The organism is Lolliginicoccus lacisalsi (assembly GCF_014841105.1).
Lineage (GTDB): Bacteria > Actinomycetota > Actinomycetes > Mycobacteriales > Mycobacteriaceae > Lolliginicoccus > Lolliginicoccus lacisalsi.
Map to the genome: position 1 here is coordinate 209,335 of NZ_JACYWE010000003.1, position 18,783 is coordinate 228,117.

The following is an 18,783-nucleotide window of genomic DNA, read 5'->3' on the forward strand; positions in this document are numbered from 1 at the left end:
CGATGCGCATCTAGTCCGCGGTGGCGACGAGGGGCTCGAGGGTCAGCTTGGGGAACTCCTTCTGGATGAACTGCAGGCGCCACTTGTCGCTGATGAGGGCGAGCAGCGCTCCGTCAGTGCGGGTGAACACCTCGATGCCGCGCTGGCGATTGAGCTCGACCGCGGACTCGGCGTCGGTGCGCCGGGCGAGGGTGTAGGGCAGGCGGTCGAACTGGGTCTCGACGGAGAACTCCGTGGTCATGCGGGCGGTGACGACCTCGAACTGCATGGGTCCGACGGCCGCGAGGACGGGCGAGGCATCGCCGCGGACGTCGTTGCGCAGCACCTGCACCACGCCTTCGGAGTCGAGCTGGTCGATGGCCTTGCGGAACTGCTTGTACTTGCCCGCGCTGGTGGCGCGGAGGACGGCGAAGTGCTCGGGCGCGAACTGCGGAATGGGCGGGTATTCCACGGCCTTTCCGGTGTAGAGGGTGTGGCCGGGAGCGAGCGCGGTCGCGTTGACGAGGCCGACCACGTCGCCGGGGTAGGCGGATTCGACGGTGGAGCGGTCGCGGCCGAACATGGTCTGCGCGTACTTGGTGGTGAAGGGCCGCCCGGTCTGGGCGTGCGTGACGACCATGCCGCGCTCGAACTCGCCGGAGACGATGCGCATGAAGGCGATGCGATCCCGGTGGGCAGTGTCCATGCCGGCCTGGACCTTGAACACGACGGCGGAGAAGTCGTCGGTGACCTCGCGGTGCTGCTCGTTGATGTCGTCGCGGCCGCGGGGCGGAGGCGCGAGGTCGACGAGGGTGTCGAGCAGCTGCCGCACGCCGAAGTTGAGCATGGCTGAGGCGAAGAGGACGGGGGAGGTCTCCCCGGCGAGGAAGCGTTGCGGGTCGTGATCCTGCCCGGTGGCGGAGAGCAGTTCGCTCTCCTCCGCGGCGGTCTCCCAGTCCTCGCCCTCGGTGGCGAGGGCCTTCTCGGGGTCGAGGTGCACCTCTGGGGCGATGGTGGCGCCACCGGCGGTGCGGGTGAACTTGATGTACTCGGCGGGCTCGCCGTCGGTGCCGCGGCGCAGGATTCCCTTGAAGTCCCCGGCGATGCCGACGGGCAGGAAGAGCGGGGTGGGGACGAGGCCGATGCGCTCACCGATCTCGTCGAGCAGCTCGAGGACGGAGCGGCCGGGGCGGTCCCACTTGTTCATGACGGTGATGATGGGGATGCCGCGGTGCTTGCACACCTGGAACAGCTTGAGGGTCTGCGGCTCGAGCCCCTTGGCCGAGTCGATCAGCATGACGGCGCAGTCCCCGGCGGTGAGGACGCGGTAGGTGTCCTCGGAGAAGTCGGCGTGGCCGGGGGTGTCGACGAGGTTGATGACGCAGTCGGTGGGCTCGCTGTAGGTGCCCGCGGAGCGGTAGTTGAACTGCAGGGCGGTGGAGCTGACGGAGATGCCGCGTGCCTTCTCCATCTCCATCCAATCCGACACCGTGGACTTGCGGCCGGCCTTTCCGTGCACGGCGCCCGCCTGGGAGATCATCTGGGCATGCAGGGCGAGCGCCTCGGTGAGGGTGGACTTGCCGGCGTCGGGGTGGGAGATCACGGCGAAGGTGCGGCGCTTGGCTGCTTCGACCGCAACACCGCTTCCGGGGCCTCGTGGCGCTTCGCCGGATGCTGTCGTGGGCTGGTCGATTTCGGTCACCGTGCGTTCCTTGCTGATGAGTCATGCCGCCGTGAGCGGGGTGGGGCGTCGTGGGTCCTCAGCAAGGGTACTCGGCGGCGGGAGCGCGCTGGAATCGTGCACGACGACGGTCACGGTTGTGACAAAGGCTGGACCGCGCCACGTAACGTGGCGTATACAACAAGGGGTACTCAAACATGAGGGTTCCTTCGGGTAACCGCCGGGCCTATCGCATGTCTCTAGGAGAGAACGTTGTCTCGCTTCACCGACGAAATGTATGCCACCGCCGCCACCAGCAAGTCAGGCCTGGTAACCGGCGAGCCGGATGCCCCATTGCGGCAGACCTGGGGCGAGGTGCACGAGGTGGCGCGCCGCATGGCCGGCGGGCTCGCCAAGGCCGGGATCGGCCACGGCGACGCGGTGGGGATCCTGGCCGGCCAGCCCGTGGAGATCGCTCCCGCCGTGCAATCGATCTGGATGCGCGGCGCCTCGGTGACGATGCTGCACCAGCCCACCCCGCGCACCGATCTCGCGCACTGGGCCGAGGAGACCCAGCTCGTGATCGAGATGATCAAGGCCCGCGCGGTCGTCATCAGTGCCCCGTTCGAGCCGGTCGTGCCCGTGCTCGAGCAGCGTGGCATCACCGTCGTCACGATCGAGCAGTTGCAGGAGAACTCGCCGATCGATCCGGTGGAGACTGATGAGCAGGACACGGCGCTGCTGCAGCTCACCTCGGGATCCACCGGCTCGCCGAAGGCCGTGCGCATCACCCACGAGAACTTCCACACCAACGCCCACGCGATGCTCGCGGCCGCGAAGTATGACCATGACACCGATGTGATGGTCAGCTGGCTGCCGCTGTTCCACGACATGGGCATGGTCGGATTCCTCACCACGCCGATGCAGATGGGCTGCGAGACGGTCAACGTGACGCCGCTGGACTTCCTGCAGTCGCCGTTGATGTGGGCGGAGCTGATCACTAAGTACCGGGGAACGATTACTTCCGCGCCCAACTTCGCGTGGTCCCTGCTCGCGCGCAGGCTCCGGCAGGCGCCCGAGGGCGCTTACGACCTGTCCGCGATGAAGGTCGCGATGAGCGGGGCCGAGCCCATCGATCCCGACACGATGGAGTCGCTGCTGGAGGCGGGAGCGCGCTTCGGGCTGCCCCGCGAGGCGCTCGTGCCGGCGTACGGCATGGCCGAGACCACCCTGGCCATTTCGTTCGCCAACGTCGGCGAGGGCATGAAGGTCGACGTGGTGGACGCGGACCTGCTCGAGGGAATGCACAACGCCGTTCCCGCCACCAAGGGCAACCTGCGGCGGCTGGTGCAGCTCGGCCCGCTCGTGCCCAACCTCGAGGGCCGGGTCGTCGATAGCGACGGGACGGAGCTGCCGCCGCGCGGCGTGGGCACGATCGAGGTCCGTGGCAAGGCCGTCAGCCCCGGATACATCACGGTCGATGGCGAGAAGCCCACCCAGGATGCCGAGGGCTGGCTCAACACCGGTGATATCGGCTACTTCACCGAGGACAACGAGATCGTGGTGTGCGGCCGCGCGAAGGACGTCATCATCATGGGTGGTCGCAACATCTATCCGACGGATATCGAGCGCGCGGCGGGCACCGTCGAGGGTGTGCGGCCCGGTGCTGCTGTCGCGGGGCGGCTCGACGCGGGGGAGCGGCGCGAGAGCTGCGCGGTGGCGGTCGAGACCAAGGCGCATGACGACCCCGATGAGGTCTCGCGCATCCATCACGACGTGGTGCACGCGGTGTTCGCCGAGGTCGGGGTACGGCCCCGCACGGTCGCGGTGCTCGCGCCCGGCAGCATCCCGAAGACCCCGTCGGGCAAGCGGCGCCGGTCGAGCTCGGCGAACCTCGTCGCCGACTGACGTTCGTCGATCGCGCGCCCGTGCCGGCCCTAGGTGGCTGTCGCGGGCGCGCGCGTTTTCATGGCTTGCTCCACGAGGGGGACCAGCACGGTCCGGGCATCGGTGAGGGGCGTGGTGCTGCGCGCCGCGAAGCTTCGCGCGATGGCACCCTCGATCGTCGCGATGATGGTGGAGCCGAGCGGGCCCGCGGAGTCGTTGGGCATGCCGTGCTCGGCGAGCGCGGTGGCGAGGAGGCTGGACCATTGCTTGAGCGCTGTCGCGGCGGCTGCCTGGACGGCGGGCTCGGCGGGGCCGCTCTGGGCAGCGGCGAGGACCGGGCAGCCGTGGGTGTAGTCGCTCGAGGCCAGGCTAGTGATCCAGTAGTCGATGAGGGTGCCGACGGCGCTGGCTGGGTCCCCTTGGGCGAGCGCGCGCTCGATCCGGCGGCCGATGGTGTGGCCAGCGAGGAGCGTCGCCTGCTCCATGAGCTCGGTCTTCCCGCGGGGGAAGTGCTGGTAGAGCGATCCTCGGGCGGTCTTGCTGTGCTCGAGGAGATCGGCTAGCCCGGTGGCGTGGACGCCGCGCTCGCGCATCAGCGCGATGGCGCTCGCGAGCAAGCGCTCCCGCGGTCCTTGTGGCATGGCGCACACCTCTCGCTTATGGACCGTTTGGTCTATTCCAGAGTACGCTGGAGCCGGAGATAGACTGACCGGTCTATCGGTGAGGAGCGTCAACGATGACCAACCACGAACTCCCCAGCGGCCTTGATCTGCTCAAGGCGATCACTGCGGCCGAGGATAGGCCTATCGGCATCTGGTCCCTGCTCGGCATGGACGACGCCCAGATCCGCGAGGGGGAGGTCTCGTTCACGATCACTACCCGCCCCGACTTCGCCAATCCCCTCGGCACCGTCCACGGCGGGATCTGCGCGACCCTGCTCGACTCGGTGATGGGTTGCGCCGTCCATTCCACTCTCGGGCCGGGCGTCGGCTACAGCACCCTCGAGCTCAAGGTCAACTACATCCGCATGGTGCCCACGGATGGCCGCAGGCTCATCGGCACCGGCACGGTCATCCATGGCGGGCGCTCCACCGCGACAGCCGAAGGCCGTGTCGTTGATGATCAGGGTCGGCTCGTCGCCCCCGGGACCACCACCTGCCTGATCCACGCGCCGCAGTAGCCCCAGCGCATCCCCCCCCCAGCGCACGACCCCCAGCGCAGCTACTACCGCGCGTGCACCTGGTTCTGGGCGGCCTCGAGCCCTAGGTCAATGAGCGCCTCGACGGCGTCAGCGGCTTCCTCGACCACGACGCCGAGCAGGTCCCGCTCGGCCTTGGCGAACGGCTTGAGCACGTACGCGGCGGCGTCCATGCGCCCCGGCGGACGGCCAACCCCGATGCGTACGCGCAGGTAGTCGCGCGTGCCCAGGTGCTGGGTGAGCGATCGCAGGCCGTTGTGCCCGCCCTCGCCGCCGCCCCGCTTGAGCCGGATCGTCCCGAGATCAAGATCGAGATCATCGTGGATCGCGATGACCTGCTCGGGCGGCACGGAGAGGTACTTGGCGAGCGTGCCGACGGACTGCCCCGAGAGGTTCATGTAGGAGCGCGGTTTGAGCAGGATCAGCTTCTCGCTGCCATGGCGCGACTCGGCGACATCCGCCTTGCTCGTCTTGTGGACGGACCAGCGTGCCGCGCCCCGGTCGGCGAGCACATCCGCCACGAGGAAGCCCACATTGTGCCGGGTCAGCTCATACTTCGGGCCTGGATTGCCAAGCCCGGCAACGATGGTCGTCACGTCGTGGTGCCTTTCCGTGCGGGCCAGGACTCGCTGGCGCGGCAAGCAAGCGGGGCGGCGCGCCCATCGATCAGCACGCCGCCCCAACTGTAGCTACCCGGCCGACGCGGTCCGTGGATCACGCTGGCCGGTTGTCGATCACTCCTCGCTGGAAGAATCCTCGCCAGCGGCCGGCTCGGCGGCGCTCTCGTCGGCTTCCTCATCCTCGTCGCCGTAGCTCTCGTCACGAGCCTCGGTGACGTTCACGATGAGGGTGTCGGGATCGATATCGAGCTCGCAGTCAGCAGGCAGCTCGATGTCGCTCGCCAGGATCTGGGTGCCCGCCTCGGCGCCCTCGACCGAGACCTCGAACTCCTCGGGGATGTTGAAGACGTCCGCGAGCACCGGCACGGAGGAAGCGTCGAGCGCGGCAACGGTATCGGGAGCCGAATCGCCAACGACAACGATCGGGATGTCGACGCTGACCTTCTCGCCCTTCCGCACGACGAGCAGGTCGACGTGCTGGATGACCGGACGAATGGGGTGCGCGACAACAGACTTGACCAGCGCGAGGTGCTTGGTGCCGTTGACATCGAGCGCCAGGATCGCGTTGGTGCCGTGGTTGCGGAGCACAGCGGCGAAGTCGAGCGCCGGCAGCAGCAGGTGCAGCGGATCGGTGCCGTGGCCGTACATGACGGCGGGGATCTTGAAGGCGACGCGCGCGCGGCGCGAGGGGCCCTTGCCGAACTCGGTGCGCTCCTCGGCAGTGAGGTTGATGCGATCAGCCATGGTGATGCTCCTTGGTCGTTTCTCCGGGAGGTTTCCCTGGCGCGGGCCCCTGGGGAGGGATCCACGGGGGACCTGTGGTGAAGTCCCGCACGAGAACGCACAGGAGCATCGGGAACCGATGCATGCAGTGCCTACTCAGCCGCGTCGATAACGGGGCATGACTGCCACCCTCGCCGAGACAACCACGCCATCGTAGCGGCTGCGGGCGGCCAGCACGAAATCAGGCTCCCGTCAGTGGTGCACCTCGATGTGATCGGCGTGCATCATCACCTGCGGGTCGGTGTTGGTGACCACCGGGGAGAGCAGATCAGCAGCGAGCATCCCCGGATCCTGCGGGGGCGGCTCGTCACCGATCATGCACGACGTCGCATGGCGATAGACCCCAGGGAACGGCACCTCGATCTCGATGCGCGCGGTGCCCCACGGCGGGGCGACCACGAACGGTGGCATCCCGACATGGGAGATCGGCAGGCCGAAGAACTGCGCGGCGGCGAAGCAGGACAACGGCTCGCTGCGCTCGTTGCGGAACTCGAACACCAGGACGCGTCCCTCGACGGCGACCGAGCCATCCGGCGCGGGCACCTGCGGAGTGATCGGCTGCGCGTGCGCCATCGTCGGCGCGGCAGCGGCGAGAAACAGGACGGGCGCGCAGAGCAGGGCAGCCGATCCGGCCCTCGTGCGTGGGATGCGCGGGGCCCGGGTTGCTGCTCGATGGAGGATCATGCACGGGATGCTAGGGGCTCGCGCCTGCCGACGGTGCCAATGCGGCAGGCAGGTATGCACTTGTTATGGGCGCGCCCCGCTAGCAGCGCGGCGGCGCGGGACACGGAAACGCCCGGGCGCGCGGTTTCCCGCAAGCCCGGGCGTTCGTGCCGGATGCTAGGCGCTGCCGTCGAACAGCGACGTGACGGAGCCGTTCTCGAATACCTCGCGGATGGTCTGCGCGAGAAGGGGAGCGATGGAGAGCACGGTCAACTGCTCGAAGTCCTTCTCGGGAACCATCGGCAGCGTATTGGTGACGATGACCTCCTTCGCGCCGCAGTTCGCGAGCCGCTCGGACGCGGGATCGGACAGCACGCCGTGGGTGGTGGCGATGACGACATCTCCGGCACCGGAATCCTTGAGCAACCCGACCGCGCCCGCGATGGTGCCACCGGTGTCGATCATGTCGTCGATCAGGATGCAGGTGCGGCCCTCGACCTCGCCGACGACCCGGTTGGACTTGACCTGGTTGGGCACCAGCGGATCACGGGTCTTGTGGATGAAGGCAAGCGGAGCCCCGCCGAGCAGGTCGGCCCACTTCTCCGCGACCCGCACGCGCCCCGAATCAGGGGAGACGACGGTGATCTTGTCCAGCGAGTAGTTCTTCGCCACGTGGCCCGCGAGCTGGGGGGCGGCGCGCATGTGATCGACGGGGCCGTCGAAGAAGCCCTGGATCTGGTCGGTGTGCAGGTCCACGGTGATGATGCGGTCCGCGCCGGCGGTCTTGAGCAAGTCCGCGACCAGGCGCGCGGAGATGGGCTCGCGGCCGCGATGCTTCTTGTCCTGCCGCGCGTACGGGAAGAACGGAAGGACCGCGGTGATGCGCTTGGCGGAGCCACGCTTGAGCGCATCGATCATGATCAACTGCTCCATGAGCCAGTTGTTCAGCGGATAGGGATGCGATTGGATGACAAAGGCGTCGCAGCCGCGCACCGACTCCTCGAACCGCACGAAGATCTCGCCATTGGCGAAGTCCCGTGCCACCTGGGGGGTGACGTGGGTGTCGAGTTCCTTCGCAACCTCTTCGGCCAGCTCCGGGTGTGCTCGCCCGGAGAACAGCATCAGGTTCTTCTGGTTGTCAACGGAAAATGCGCTCACTCGATCCCGCCATCCTCGATCGGTTGTGTTGGGTAGTTCTCTTCGTGCCGTGCCTTTGCCGCAGCCTTCGCCGCGCCCGTTCCTGGTCGATTCTTCTCGACCCAGCCTTCGATATTGCGCTGCCGGCCACCCGACACCGCGAGCGCCCCGGGCGGGACATCGTCCTTCACCACAGTACCGGCGCCCGTGTAGGCACCATCACCGACGTGGACCGGCGCGACGAACATCGTGTCAGAGCCGGCCCGGACGTGCGAGCCCACCACAGTGCGACTCTTGTGCACGCCGTCGTAGTTGACGAACACGCTCGACGCCCCGATGTTCGTGTGCTCGCCAATAGTGGCGTCGCCGACGTACGTCAGGTGCGGAACCTTTGAATGCGAGCCGAGATCCACGTTCTTGGTCTCGACGTACGCGCCGATCTTGCAATGATCACCGATCACCGACTTCGGCCGCAGGTAGGAGAACGGGCCCACCGCCGACCCGGCGCCGACGATCGCGCGCTCCCCGTGCGTGCGGATGACCCGCGCACCCTCGCCGACCTGCACATCAGTGAGCGTCGAGTCCGGGCCGACCTCGGCGCGATCGCCGATCACCGTGTTGCCTCGCAGTTGCACCCCGGGCTCGATGATCACATCGCGCCCGATGCGCACATCCACATCCACCCAGGTCGTATCGGGGTCGACAACATCCACGCCCGCGCGCATCCAGTCCTCGAGGACCCTCCGGTTGAGCTCCTTGCGCAGCGCCGCGAGCTGCACGCGATCATTCGCCCCTGCCACCAGGTGCGGATCGTCGAGAACCATGCCGCGGACGATACGCCCCTCGTCGCGGGCGATAGCGATCACATCGGTCAAGTACAGCTCGCCCTGCGCGTTATCGGAGCCCAGCCGGGCCAGGGCGGATCGCAGCATCTGGGCATCGAAGGCGTAGACGCCCGAATTGACCTCGGTGATGCGCCGCTGCTCGGCGGTGGCATCGGCCTCCTCGACGATCCGGGCGACCAGGCCCTCGCCGTCGCGCACGATGCGCCCATAGCCGCGCGGCCTCGGGGCCTCGAACGTCATCACTGTCACCGCGGAATCCGTGCCATGCGCCGCCAGGAGATCCGCCAGCGCCGATGACGTCAGGAGCGGCACGTCCCCCGCGGTGACCAGCACCGTCCCCGTGAAATCCGGCGACAGCGCCGCTAGCCCGCACTCCACCGCATGGCCGGTGCCGTTCTGCTCCTCCTGCACCGCCGTGGCGATCTCCCGGTCAAGCTGCTCGGACAGTCCCTTGATCTCCGCGATCACCTTGTCCCGCTGGTGGCCCACCACGGCGATGATCGAATCGGGCGCCACTCCGGCGGCCGCGTGCACCGCGTGCCCCACCATGCTCCGGCCACCAATCCGATGCAGCACCTTAGGCAGGTCCGACCTCATCCGCGTCCCAGCCCCAGCCGCGAGAACGATCACCGCGGTGCCGGCCCTCGCTTCCTGGCCCGGGGGGACGGCGGACACTGGGGGGGTCTGCGGCATTGGTCTCCCTTGCTCGCTGCGAAAACCGGACAAGCGCGCGCTGGGCCTTCGAGAACCCCTCCGGCTGCCCGGGGAGGCACGAGACCCGACGGCCTGCAGCACCAGTGCAGGCACTGCGCCGGGGTGGACCAGTCGCGCCGAACGTCGATAATACGCAGGATATGCCCCAAGCTCGAACGGCGTGCCCGGAACCACCATGATGCGCCGATCACTGGCCGCGGCCCGCGAACCACGAACCGTGTGTCGCCAATCAGACATTTCCCGGCACCGGCGGCGCGCCCTCGGAATAGAATGAGACCACCAGGCACAACGCCGTCCAGCCCGCGGCACCGAACATGGCAACCCACCCGATCGGCCAAGCTCGACAGCCCCAACCAGCTCAATGACGAGGTGGATGGAAATGACAGTGCATCACTCGACCGTGCCACTCATCGCGATCGCCGCGCTCGCCCTTGGTGGCATCGCGACAACTAGTTCCCACTCCGGCCCGCCAGGTGTTCCGGAAACCCGCACCGATGCGGTCGTGCTCGCCTTCCACGACGAGGACGAGGACGACGACGAAGATGATGACGACCTCAGCAGGACCCAGTTGCGCCGCGAACTGCGCAAGATCGAGCGGCAGCTCGAGCGCATGCGGGGCAGCGACGACCGCGCCCCGAGCGTCGTCGAGACAGCGCCACCGCCAGTGACGAACGAGGACATCATCCGCCAGTTCCTCGCGGACTTCTTCGGCATCTACATCTAGCTCGGTCCGGGACGATCGCTGCTAGGCGGGTCCCGGACGCTGCGCCAACGTCTGCGAGATCGCCCTGGCGGCGTTCTCCCGCGAGACCTGGACGCGCCAGTCCAGGCCGTGGGTGCTGCGCGCCCGCCATTGGTCATATTGCACGACGGCCAATCGCGTGTTGTGGCTGAACCGGCGGTCCGGGCTGCCATCCTTGTTGACGTGCTGCCAGGTGGAGCCCGTCTGGCGAGCATCACTGGGAACCGTGCCAGGCTGCTCGATGAACGTCGTGGTCCCGGCCGTGCTCGTGAGGTGCTCATAGGCGACATCGGTGTAGTGCTTGCCGTCGCGGACCAGCACGCGATCCGGCAGGAAGTACAGCGCGGAGCTCCCCGCGGCGAGCGTCGGAACCACCACGTTGCTCGTGAGATGCCGCGGCCCCTCCAGGCTTGCCCGTGCCACCTCGCGGCGCACCAGGTCCGTCGCCCCCGCGCGCGACTTCCGCTGCCCCGGCGACGCGACGGCACCCTCCGCGACGACGCGCCAGATCCTCTCGCTGCCCGTCAACCACGCCCAGTTGCCCACGAGCGCATCGAACCACTCGTCGAGCTCATCCTCGACGTCATACATCACGACCGCGGTGCGACGAGCCCTATCGCGCTGCCATAGCCACCAGCACGCCGGGATCGCCACCAGCCACGCGAGCAACCCCAGGGGCATCGTCACCAGGCCCACGAGGGCGAACAACGCGACAGAAGGCCAGAACCAGGCCCGCCGCCCCGCTGCTTCGTTCATCTGGTCAACCAGGTCGCCACCGCCGGTCGGCTCGAGGTGCAACGGCTCCACGCCCGTGGCATCCCGCAAGGACGGACCCGGCACGCCACCCGTCGTTGGGGTGCCCTGCCTGGCGCGGGCACGGCCAGTCCCGCGCCGCCCGGAACGGGTGCCGCTCCCGCTTCCGGAACGGGTGCCGCTCCCGCCGAGGGACTTGCGGTAATAGGCGCCATGACGGCCCGCATGCACGTAGTTCCCGCGCGGGCCCCTTCCCAACCGGAAGCCTGGCACACCCGAGCTGACGCCGATCCCCGACTTGCTCAGGTTGAACCGGAACGGCCCTGCCTTCACGCTCTTCCTGATGTAGAAACCCATGCGCGCCTCCTCGATCCGGTCGATTATCGCGTACGAGGCGGCTGCTTGTCCGGCGGGGTGCAGTTGCGGGCGGTGGCGCTGGCGCTCGCGGTGGCGCTGGCGGTGGCGGTGGCGCTGGCGCTCGCGGTGGCGGTGGCGGTGGCGCTGGCGGTGGCGGTGGCGCTGGCGGTGGCGTCAAAAGCACCGGAAACCGGCAAACGCGATAGAAGCGGCCCGGAATTTTCCGCGGCTTCTATCGCGTTTGCGGGCCCGGCTCAGCTCCCCGGCTCAGATCCCCGGCTCAGCTCCCCGGCTCAGCTCCCCGGCTCAGGTTCCCCGCGCGAGGTGCCGCGAGGCGATGGCGCAGGCTCTATCCGAGCTCCCAGCGGACCGTCACACGGACCTCGACGTCCTGGCTGCCCGGCTCGATCGGCACCGCGCTCTCCGCGCGCCCCTGCATGGTGTCAGCAAAGAACGGCTGCGGCGACGGAGCTTGGTCCTCCACGATGCTCACGACCTCGCCAAGATCACTGCCGGCAAGCTCGGCGTACTGCTCCGCACGCTGCCGCGCATCCTCGAACGCCCGCTCCCGAGCCTGGCGCAGCAGCTCCGCGTTGTCCTCGAGCATGAAGCCCACACCATTGACCACGGCGTCGTCGCCACCCGCGCGCGCGCTCGCATCCAGCGTCGATCCCGAGGCGTCGATGTCACGGATCTTGATCGTCAACTGGTTCGCCACCTCGTACCCGGCGATCCGGCGCGTCCGCGGACCCTCATCGAACTCGTATCGCGGGTTGATCGAGAACCGCTCCGTCTGGATGTCCTCATCCGCCACGCCGCCCTCGCGGACCGCATCGATCACTCGTTGCGCCGCCTCGTTCGCCGCATCCAGCGCCTCCTGCACCGAACCGCGCTCCACCTGCACCCCGACAGTCGCGCGCAAGGTATCCGGTGTGCCCGACACGATCCCTGAGCCACTCATCGAGATGCCCACCTGCTCGCCCTCCGCCCCGGAACTACTGCCGACCGAGCACCCCGCCGCAGCCAGAGCACCCACTAGCACCAACGACAACGCGGCCGTGCTCCGCGCGAAACGACTTCCGCCGCGACTTCCCAAGCGACCCATGACAATCCTTCCCTCGACGATCTCGCTGCGGACCAGCGTACGCATGCGAGAGGCGCGCGGTGAGGCATGGCATTGGTGGCGATTCGCTGTGGCGGCTCTGCTTCCGGGTGCAGTGCCAGTTCTGTGCGGTCTTGCACCCAGTTGCGCGCCGGACAGGGTGCAAAAGCGCACACAACCGGGGCAGCGAACCAGCGGCCAGCGAAACCTGTCGGTCGCGGCCACTATCGTCCTCGGCATGATTGATTTCCAGAACGGATCCGTGTTCAAGCTCGGTCCGGCGAACCCAGCCGACGCCCAGGCCGAAGTGGCACCGATACTCGTGGAAGGCGAACGCATCTACCTCGCGTTCCGGGGCGTGCGGGATTCCGTCCTCTTCACGAGCAAGCGACTGATCGCGATCAACGTGCAGGGAATCACCGGCAAGAAGCGGGACTACACCTCGCTCCCATACTCGCGCGTGCAGGCCTTCAGCATCGAAACGGCCGGGAGCTTCGACCTCGATGCGGAGGTGGAGCTCTGGTTCAGCAGCGTGGGGAAGGTCCGGCTCGAGTTCAAGGGGCAGGTCGACGTCCGTGCCATTGGCAGGCTGCTCGGCGATCACGTCCTGTAGGCGCGCAGCGGGCTGGGCCCACACCGCATCCGCTGAACCATGCGAGCAATCAGGCACCAACCCGGCGCCACACGGCGTGAAGCAGTCGGCGGATAGCGGGTGTTTATGGGGTTTTACCTGCACTGATGCTCCGCCGCCAGGACTCGAACCTGAACTGTCTGAACCAAAATCAGAAGTGCTGCCGATTACACCACGGCGGATTGGTGCTGCGCTCCGGTGGGCGAGTCTGGGTGACGCGCGGGCCGGTATGCGAAATGATACTGACATATCTGTGTTGTTTAGTCGACTCAGCGCGGCGGTGTTCCCTGCGAGCAGGGAGGGCCGCGGGCATGGGCATTGACGAGGGGATTGATCAGGTGACTCGGGCACGCATGACGGGTTCGCAGCGGCGCGATCAGCTGATCGAGGTTGGTCGGTCGTTGTTCGCGGAGCGGGGCTACGAGGCCACGTCGATCGAGGAGATCGCGCAGCGTGCCCTGGTGTCGAAGCCGGTGGTGTACGAGCACTTCGGGGGCAAGGAGGGCTTGTACGCGGTCGTGGTGGACCGGGAGATGGCGGACCTGCTGCAGCGGATCACGTCGTCGTTGTCGGCGCATCGGTCTCGGGAGCGGGTGGAGCAGGTGACGCTGGCGTTCCTCACCTATATCGAGGAGTGCACGGACGGCTTCCGGATCCTGGTCCGGGATTCTCCCGCGGATGCGCGGTCGGGGACGTATTCGAGCTTGCTGAATGATGCGACCACGCAGGTGGAGCATTTGCTGGCGAGCGATTTTTCCCGCCGCGGCATGGAGACCGAGTTCGCGGGCTTGTACGCGCAGGCGCTGGTGGGGATGGTGTCGGTGACGGCGCAGTGGTGGCTGGATGAGCGGCAGCCGCCGAAGGAGATCGTGGCGGCTCATCTGGTGAACCTGTGCTGGAACGGGTTGATGCATCTGGAGAAAAAGCCGCAGCTGGAGGCGGAGCGGTCGCGGGAGGATCCGGAGGGGGAGTCGGCGGCGTCGGCTGGTTGATCCTGCCGACTGGCTGGGCGGGCTCCCGCCCGGATGGTTTGTGTCAGTGGCGCGTCCTAGACTCGGGGACATTCGTTGGTCAAGGATGCGGCCATGCGTGACGGTCTTGTGCGCGTGGTGGTGCGGTGGTGAGGAGCGCGGTCGGGGTGTCGGCGGAGCAGTCGTGGAGCGGTGCGGGGTCGATGCTGCTGGAGGCGGCTGCCACTGATGAGGCGTTGCGGATGGTGTCGCGCGCGGTGGGGGAGCCGCAGCGGAGGTGGGTCGCGCCGGCGGGGGCACGATGGCTGGTCGCGGCGACGGTGGCCCGGTCGGCTCCCCTGCTCGTGGTGACCACCACGACGCGGGAGGCGGAGGACCTGCTGGCGGAGTTGCGCAGCGTGCTTGGAGGTGCCGCGGCGCTGCTGCCGTCGTGGGAGACATTGCCGCATGAGCGACTGTCACCGAGCGCGGACACGGTGGGCCAGCGGATGCTGGTGCTGCGCAGGCTCGCGCGCCCAGGCGATGCGGTGCTGGGCGAGCCGTTGCGAGTGGTGGTCGCGCCGGTGCGCGCGCTCGTGCAGCCGATGGCCGGCGGGCTGGCCGAGGTCGAGCCGGTGGTGCTGCGCGCGGGCGCGGACGTGGTGTTCGACGAGGTCATCGAGCAGCTCGTGGCATTCGCGTACAAGCGTGTCGATATGGTGGCGCGGCGCGGCGAGTTCGCGGTGCGCGGCGGCATCCTCGATATCTTCCCACCGACCGCGGATCACCCGGTGCGCGTGGAGTTCTGGGGCGATGAGGTCAGCGAGATCCGCGAGTTCTCGGTGGCGGACCAGCGCTCGATCGAGGGCCCGGCGATCACCGAGGTGGTTGCCGTCGCGTGCCGGGAGCTGTTGCTCACCGATGGGGTGAAGGAGCGCGCTGTGCGCCTTGCGGAGACTCATGCGGACCACGAGTTGCTCGCGCCGATGCTCGACAAGATCGGCTCGGGCATCCCTGCGGACGGCATGGAAGCGCTCACCGCCGTGCTGACTGATCGTCCCCTCGAGCTGGTCACCGATGTGATGCCACGTGGCGCGCATGTGCTGGTGTGCGACCCGGAGAAGGCGTCGATGCGCGCGGCGGACCTGCGGCGGTCGAGCTCGGAGTTCCTGGAGGCATCCTGGTCAGCGGCATCTTTCGGCGGAGCGGCACCGCTGGACATGGAGGCGCTCGATCTGCAAGCGCTGGCTTTCCGGCCGTTCGACCTGGTCGCTCAGCGCGTCCTGGACTCGGGCCGCAGTTGGTGGACGCTCTCTCCCTTCGCGAGTGGTGCCGGCGACGAAACGGAACTGCCGGTCGACCCTGCTCCTGCCCTGCACGGCGGCGAGGCCGAGATCGAGCAACTGTTCGCGATGCCGCGTGCTCATGTCGCGAGTGGGGGGCGTGCCGCTATCGCGGTGGCCGGGGCGGGGACGGCAGCCCGGTTCCTCGAGCGGCTCAAGGAGCACGGCGTGCCCGCGCGGCAAGCCAAGGATGGATCCACAGAGCTAGCGAAGGGGCTTGTCACGGTGGCGCGGGCGCCCTTGTCCACCGGCCTGATCCTGCCCCAGGCGCAGGTGACAATCCTGTCCGAGGCGGATCTCACGGGCAACCGCGTGGCCGCGACCCCGGGCCGCAAGCTGGCATCGAAGCGCCGCAACCAGGTGGATCCGCTGGCGTTGAAGGCCGGTGATCTTGTTGTCCATGATCAGCACGGCATCGGACGGTTCGTGGAGATGGCCGAGCGTACCGTCGGGGGAGCGCGCCGCGAGTACCTCGTCCTCGAGTACGCCTCGTCCAAGCGCGGGCACCCAGGTGATCGCCTGTTCGTCCCGATGGAATCGCTCGACCAGCTCTCCCGCTACGTCGGCGGCGAGGCCCCCTCGCTGTCCAAGATGGGCGGGTCCGACTGGCAGAGCACGAAGCGCAAGGCCAGGCAGGCGGTCCGGGAGATCGCCGGCGAGCTCGTCCAGCTCTACGCCAAGAGGCAGGCCTCCCCGGGCCACGCGTTCGCCCAGGACACGCCCTGGCAGCATGAGCTCGAGGACGCGTTCGCGTTCGCCGAGACCGAGGACCAGCTCACCGCGATCGCCGACGTCAAAGCCGACATGGAGCGACCCGTTCCGATGGATCGCGTGGTGTGCGGCGACGTGGGTTTCGGCAAGACCGAGATCTCGGTGCGCGCGGCGTTCAAGGCGGTGCAGGACGGCAAGCAGGTCGCGGTCCTCGTTCCCACCACGCTGCTCGCCCAGCAGCACACCGACACCTTCACCGAGCGCATGACGGGCTTCCCCATCAAGGTCCGGCAGCTCTCCCGCTTCACCGATCCCGCCGAATCACGCGAGGTCATCAACGGGCTCGCCGATGGCAGTGTCGACATCGTCATCGGCACCCACCGCCTGCTGCAGACCGGCGTGCGATGGAAGGACCTCGGCCTCGTCATCGTCGACGAGGAACAGCGCTTCGGCGTCGAGCACAAGGAACACATCAAGGCGCTGCGCACCCACGTGGACATGCTCACCATGTCCGCCACGCCCATCCCGCGCACCCTCGAGATGTCGCTTGCCGGCATCCGTGAGATGTCCACCATCCTCACCCCGCCCGAGGAGCGGCTGCCCGTCCTCACCTACGTCGGTTCGCACGAGGACAAGCATGTCGCCGCCGCGATCCGGCGCGAGCTGCTCCGCGACGGCCAGATCTTCTATGTCCACAATCGCGTCAGCACCATCGACAAGACCGCCAAGCAGCTGCGGGAACTCGTGCCCGAGGCGCGCATCGTGGTCGCCCACGGACAGATGAACGAGGAGACGCTCGAGCAGACGGTGCAAGGCTTCTGGAACCGCGAGTACGACGTTCTCGTGTGCACGACCATCATCGAGACCGGGCTCGACATCTCCAACGCCAACACCCTCATCGTCGAGCGCGCTGACCAGCTCGGCCTGTCCCAGCTGCACCAGCTCCGCGGGCGGGTCGGCCGTGGCCGCGACCGGGGCTACGCCTACTTCCTGTACCCCTCCAACCGTGTCCTCACCGAGACCGCCTACGACCGCCTCGCCACGATCTCGCAGAACTCCGAGCTCGGCGCGGGCATGGCCGTCGCGATGAAGGACCTCGAGATCCGCGGTGCCGGAAACGTCCTCGGCGCCGAGCAGTCCGGTCACGTCGCCGGCGTCGGGTTCGACCTGTATATCCGGCTCGTCGGGGAAGCCGTGGAAGCGTTCAAGGCCATCGCTGACGGCAAGCCCGTCGAGACGACGGAAGAACGCAAGGACATCAAGATCGATCTCCCGGTGGACGCGCACATCCCTACCGACTATGTCGCCAGCGACCGCCTCCGGCTCGAGGCCTACCGCAAGCTCGCCGCGGCGAGCGACAGCAGCGGGATCGAGCGTGTGATCGACGAGCTCGCCGATCGCTACGGGCCACTTCCCGACGAGGTCAAGAGACTCATCTCCATCGCCCGCCTGCGCCTGCTCTGCCGCGACAAGGGCATCACCGACATCACCATGGCCGGCACCCAGGTCCGCATCGCTCCGCTCGAGCTCCCCGACTCCAAGCAGGTCCGGCTCAAGCGGCTCCAGCCCTCCGCCCAGTACCGCGCCACTACCTCGACCATCCTCGTGCCGCTCCCGCGCACCGGCCACGGCACCCCTGCCGACCCTCGCGTCCGCGACAATGAGGTCATCGCCTTCGTGGCGGACTTCATCACCGCGCTCGACGGGCAACCACAAGCCTCGCCCACCCTGGTCCAGGCATGACCACCACCGTCCTGCTCGACCCGCAGCGCCCCAGCCTCGTTCCCGCGGCCGCGCTGCCCCACCTCACCCTGCCCACCTACCTCGCTGACGACCTCGTTGGCGAGGTGCGGGAGCAGCTCGCGGTGATCGCGACGCCTGCCCTCAATGCCGAGCACGCCACCACGCTCGTCACCACCGACCCCCACCATCCCGGGAGGGAGCGCCACCCCGCCACGATCACCCTGGGCGACCCGCCATTCCCGGGACACCAGGTGCTCACCGCCATCGACATCATGGACACCATGCGCGCCCACGGGCCCTGGGAGAAGCAACAAACCCACCACAGCCTGCTGCGGTACCTGCTCGAGGAAACCTACGAGCTGCTCGACGCCGCCCACGGCACCGATCGCGACGAACTGCGCTCCGAGCTCGGGGACCTGCTCCTGCAAGTCCTCTTCCACGCCCGCATCGCCCACGACGACCCCACCGATCCCTTCCCCATCGACGACATCGCCCGAGCGCTCACCACCAAGCTGCTGCACCGCAACCCCCTCGAGCACCTCCAGCCCGGCAGCACCCTCGATGTCGACGAGCAAGACCGCCGCTGGCAGCAGCGCAAGGCCACCGAGAAGCCCCGCGCCTCGCTGCTCGACGGAATTCCGCGCGCCCTGCCCGGGCTCGCGCTCGCCGAGAAGATCCTCGAACGCGCTCACACAGCGGGAATGCCCGCCGACCTCGTCCCTGCCGGGCTTCGCACCGTCACCCTCGTCCCGGGGGGCGACACCGAAATCGTTCTCCGGCGATCCATCTCGACGCTCGTCCGCGCCATCGAATCGATCGAGAAATCGCTCGGGCGCCCACCCCGCGAACCGGACGAATGGCGCGCGCACTGGCCCGGGGTCGCTAGCTGCTAGCCCTCCTGCAAGATCACGAACACAGCACGGTTGCCGAAAGCCTCGGACACGAACCGTGCACGGGGCACCCCC

16 protein-coding genes and 1 tRNA gene are annotated in these 18,783 nt (G+C 68.1%); 7 read left to right on the forward strand and 10 right to left on the reverse strand.

Annotation, left to right across the window (positions count from 1 at the left end; translation table 11 throughout):
* Nucleotides 1-10 precede the first annotated feature (10 nt).
* The gene (locus HT102_RS06660) at nt 11-1,681 is read right to left on the reverse strand and encodes a peptide chain release factor 3 (protein ID WP_408611318.1); all 1,671 of its coding nucleotides are present in this window, start codon (nt 1,679-1,681) and stop codon (nt 11-13) included.
* A 231-nt stretch (nt 1,682-1,912) separates the two neighbouring features.
* Between HT102_RS06660 and HT102_RS06665 the strand changes: the two genes are divergently transcribed.
* Nucleotides 1,913-3,547, forward strand: coding sequence for a fatty acyl-AMP ligase (locus HT102_RS06665; RefSeq protein ID WP_192038625.1), 1,635 nt, complete (start codon nt 1,913-1,915; stop codon nt 3,545-3,547).
* 29 nt (nt 3,548-3,576) lie between these two features.
* Here the strand turns inward: HT102_RS06665 and HT102_RS06670 are convergent, their stop codons facing one another.
* On the reverse strand, nt 3,577-4,167 hold the full coding sequence (locus tag HT102_RS06670) for a TetR/AcrR family transcriptional regulator (RefSeq protein WP_192038626.1): 591 nt from the start codon (nt 4,165-4,167) through the stop codon (nt 3,577-3,579).
* 95 nt (nt 4,168-4,262) lie between these two features.
* On the opposite strand from HT102_RS06670, the gene HT102_RS06675 reads away from it, so the two are divergent.
* Complete coding sequence (locus HT102_RS06675; RefSeq protein WP_192038627.1) at nt 4,263-4,706, forward strand: PaaI family thioesterase; 444 nt, start codon at nt 4,263-4,265, stop codon at nt 4,704-4,706.
* 44 nt (nt 4,707-4,750) lie between these two features.
* On the opposite strand, the gene pth is transcribed toward HT102_RS06675, so the two are convergent.
* From pth to glmU, 5 genes are all read right to left on the reverse strand, one after another.
* On the reverse strand, nt 4,751-5,320 hold the full coding sequence (gene pth / locus HT102_RS06680; protein WP_192038628.1) for an aminoacyl-tRNA hydrolase: 570 nt from the start codon (nt 5,318-5,320) through the stop codon (nt 4,751-4,753).
* Between the two features lie 138 nt (nt 5,321-5,458).
* Nucleotides 5,459-6,088: a 50S ribosomal protein L25/general stress protein Ctc gene (locus tag HT102_RS06685; RefSeq protein ID WP_192038629.1), complete on the reverse strand. Its 630-nt coding sequence runs from the start codon at nt 6,086-6,088 to the stop codon at nt 5,459-5,461.
* Between the two features lie 231 nt (nt 6,089-6,319).
* Complete coding sequence (locus HT102_RS06690; protein WP_192038630.1) at nt 6,320-6,811, reverse strand: hypothetical protein; 492 nt, start codon at nt 6,809-6,811, stop codon at nt 6,320-6,322.
* 156 nt (nt 6,812-6,967) lie between these two features.
* Nucleotides 6,968-7,948, reverse strand: a complete 981-nt coding sequence (locus tag HT102_RS06695) for a ribose-phosphate diphosphokinase (protein ID WP_192038631.1) — start codon at nt 7,946-7,948, stop codon at nt 6,968-6,970.
* A complete protein-coding gene (gene glmU, locus HT102_RS06700) occupies nt 7,945-9,465 on the reverse strand; it encodes a bifunctional UDP-N-acetylglucosamine diphosphorylase/glucosamine-1-phosphate N-acetyltransferase GlmU (protein WP_192038632.1) in 1,521 nt (506 codons plus the stop codon). The genes HT102_RS06695 and glmU overlap by 4 nt, the downstream gene beginning before the upstream one ends.
* A gap of 400 nt (nt 9,466-9,865) precedes the next feature.
* Between glmU and HT102_RS06705 the strand changes: the two genes are divergently transcribed.
* Nucleotides 9,866-10,210, forward strand: coding sequence for a hypothetical protein (locus HT102_RS06705; protein WP_192038633.1), 345 nt, complete (start codon nt 9,866-9,868; stop codon nt 10,208-10,210).
* A gap of 21 nt (nt 10,211-10,231) precedes the next feature.
* Here HT102_RS06705 and HT102_RS06710 read toward each other — a convergent pair whose 3' ends face one another.
* Together HT102_RS06710 and HT102_RS16275 are read right to left on the reverse strand one after the other, a co-directional pair.
* Nucleotides 10,232-11,338, reverse strand: coding sequence for a DUF4236 domain-containing protein (locus HT102_RS06710; protein WP_192038634.1), 1,107 nt, complete (start codon nt 11,336-11,338; stop codon nt 10,232-10,234).
* Between the two features lie 349 nt (nt 11,339-11,687).
* A complete protein-coding gene (locus tag HT102_RS16275; protein WP_333473317.1) occupies nt 11,688-12,779 on the reverse strand; it encodes an SIMPL domain-containing protein in 1,092 nt (363 codons plus the stop codon).
* Here HT102_RS16275 and HT102_RS06725 point away from each other — a divergent pair.
* Entirely contained in the window at nt 12,679-13,053 is a 375-nt protein-coding gene (locus HT102_RS06725) for a PH domain-containing protein (RefSeq protein WP_192038637.1), read from the forward strand. The genes HT102_RS16275 and HT102_RS06725 overlap by 101 nt on opposite strands.
* A gap of 128 nt (nt 13,054-13,181) precedes the next feature.
* Here HT102_RS06725 and HT102_RS06730 read toward each other — a convergent pair.
* Nucleotides 13,182-13,253 (reverse strand) — tRNA-Gln (locus tag HT102_RS06730).
* Nucleotides 13,254-13,382: 129 nt separating this feature from the next.
* Between HT102_RS06730 and HT102_RS06735 the strand changes: the two genes are divergently transcribed.
* The 3 genes from HT102_RS06735 (at nt 13,383) to HT102_RS15905 (ending at nt 18,711) form a co-directional block, all read left to right on the forward strand.
* Nucleotides 13,383-14,063 carry a TetR/AcrR family transcriptional regulator gene (locus tag HT102_RS06735; RefSeq protein WP_225443332.1) on the forward strand — a complete coding sequence of 227 codons (681 nt, stop codon included), beginning with the start codon at nt 13,383-13,385 and terminating at the stop codon, nt 14,061-14,063.
* A gap of 182 nt (nt 14,064-14,245) precedes the next feature.
* Nucleotides 14,246-17,818, forward strand: a complete 3,573-nt coding sequence (gene mfd, locus HT102_RS06740) for a transcription-repair coupling factor (RefSeq protein WP_192038829.1) — start codon at nt 14,246-14,248, stop codon at nt 17,816-17,818.
* On the forward strand, nt 17,815-18,711 hold the full coding sequence (locus HT102_RS15905; protein ID WP_225443333.1) for a MazG family protein: 897 nt from the start codon (nt 17,815-17,817) through the stop codon (nt 18,709-18,711). Before mfd ends, HT102_RS15905 begins: the two co-directional genes overlap by 4 nt.
* Nucleotides 18,712-18,783: the final 72 nt, after the last annotated feature.

What these genes read in the sequence shown, in the direction of transcription:
- HT102_RS06670 (WP_192038626.1), bottom strand. Translation starts at nt 4,167, where the DNA reads ATGCCACAAGGACCGCGGGAGCGCTTGCTCGCGAGCGCCATCGCGCTG.
- HT102_RS06675 (WP_192038627.1), top strand. Translation starts at nt 4,263, where the DNA reads ATGACCAACCACGAACTCCCCAGCGGCCTTGATCTGCTCAAGGCGATC.
- HT102_RS06685 (WP_192038629.1), bottom strand. Translation starts at nt 6,088, where the DNA reads ATGGCTGATCGCATCAACCTCACTGCCGAGGAGCGCACCGAGTTCGGC.
- HT102_RS06690 (WP_192038630.1), bottom strand. Translation starts at nt 6,811, where the DNA reads ATGATCCTCCATCGAGCAGCAACCCGGGCCCCGCGCATCCCACGCACG.
- glmU (WP_192038632.1), bottom strand. Translation starts at nt 9,465, where the DNA reads ATGCCGCAGACCCCCCCAGTGTCCGCCGTCCCCCCGGGCCAGGAAGCG.
- HT102_RS06705 (WP_192038633.1), top strand. Translation starts at nt 9,866, where the DNA reads ATGACAGTGCATCACTCGACCGTGCCACTCATCGCGATCGCCGCGCTC.
- HT102_RS06710 (WP_192038634.1), bottom strand. Translation starts at nt 11,338, where the DNA reads ATGGGTTTCTACATCAGGAAGAGCGTGAAGGCAGGGCCGTTCCGGTTC.
- HT102_RS06725 (WP_192038637.1), top strand. Translation starts at nt 12,679, where the DNA reads ATGATTGATTTCCAGAACGGATCCGTGTTCAAGCTCGGTCCGGCGAAC.
- HT102_RS16275 (WP_333473317.1), bottom strand. Translation starts at nt 12,779, where the DNA reads ATGCGTTCGCCTTCCACGAGTATCGGTGCCACTTCGGCCTGGGCGTCG.
- HT102_RS06735 (WP_225443332.1), top strand. Translation starts at nt 13,383, where the DNA reads ATGGGCATTGACGAGGGGATTGATCAGGTGACTCGGGCACGCATGACG.
- mfd (WP_192038829.1), top strand. Translation starts at nt 14,246, where the DNA reads ATGCTGCTGGAGGCGGCTGCCACTGATGAGGCGTTGCGGATGGTGTCG.
- HT102_RS15905 (WP_225443333.1), top strand. Translation starts at nt 17,815, where the DNA reads ATGACCACCACCGTCCTGCTCGACCCGCAGCGCCCCAGCCTCGTTCCC.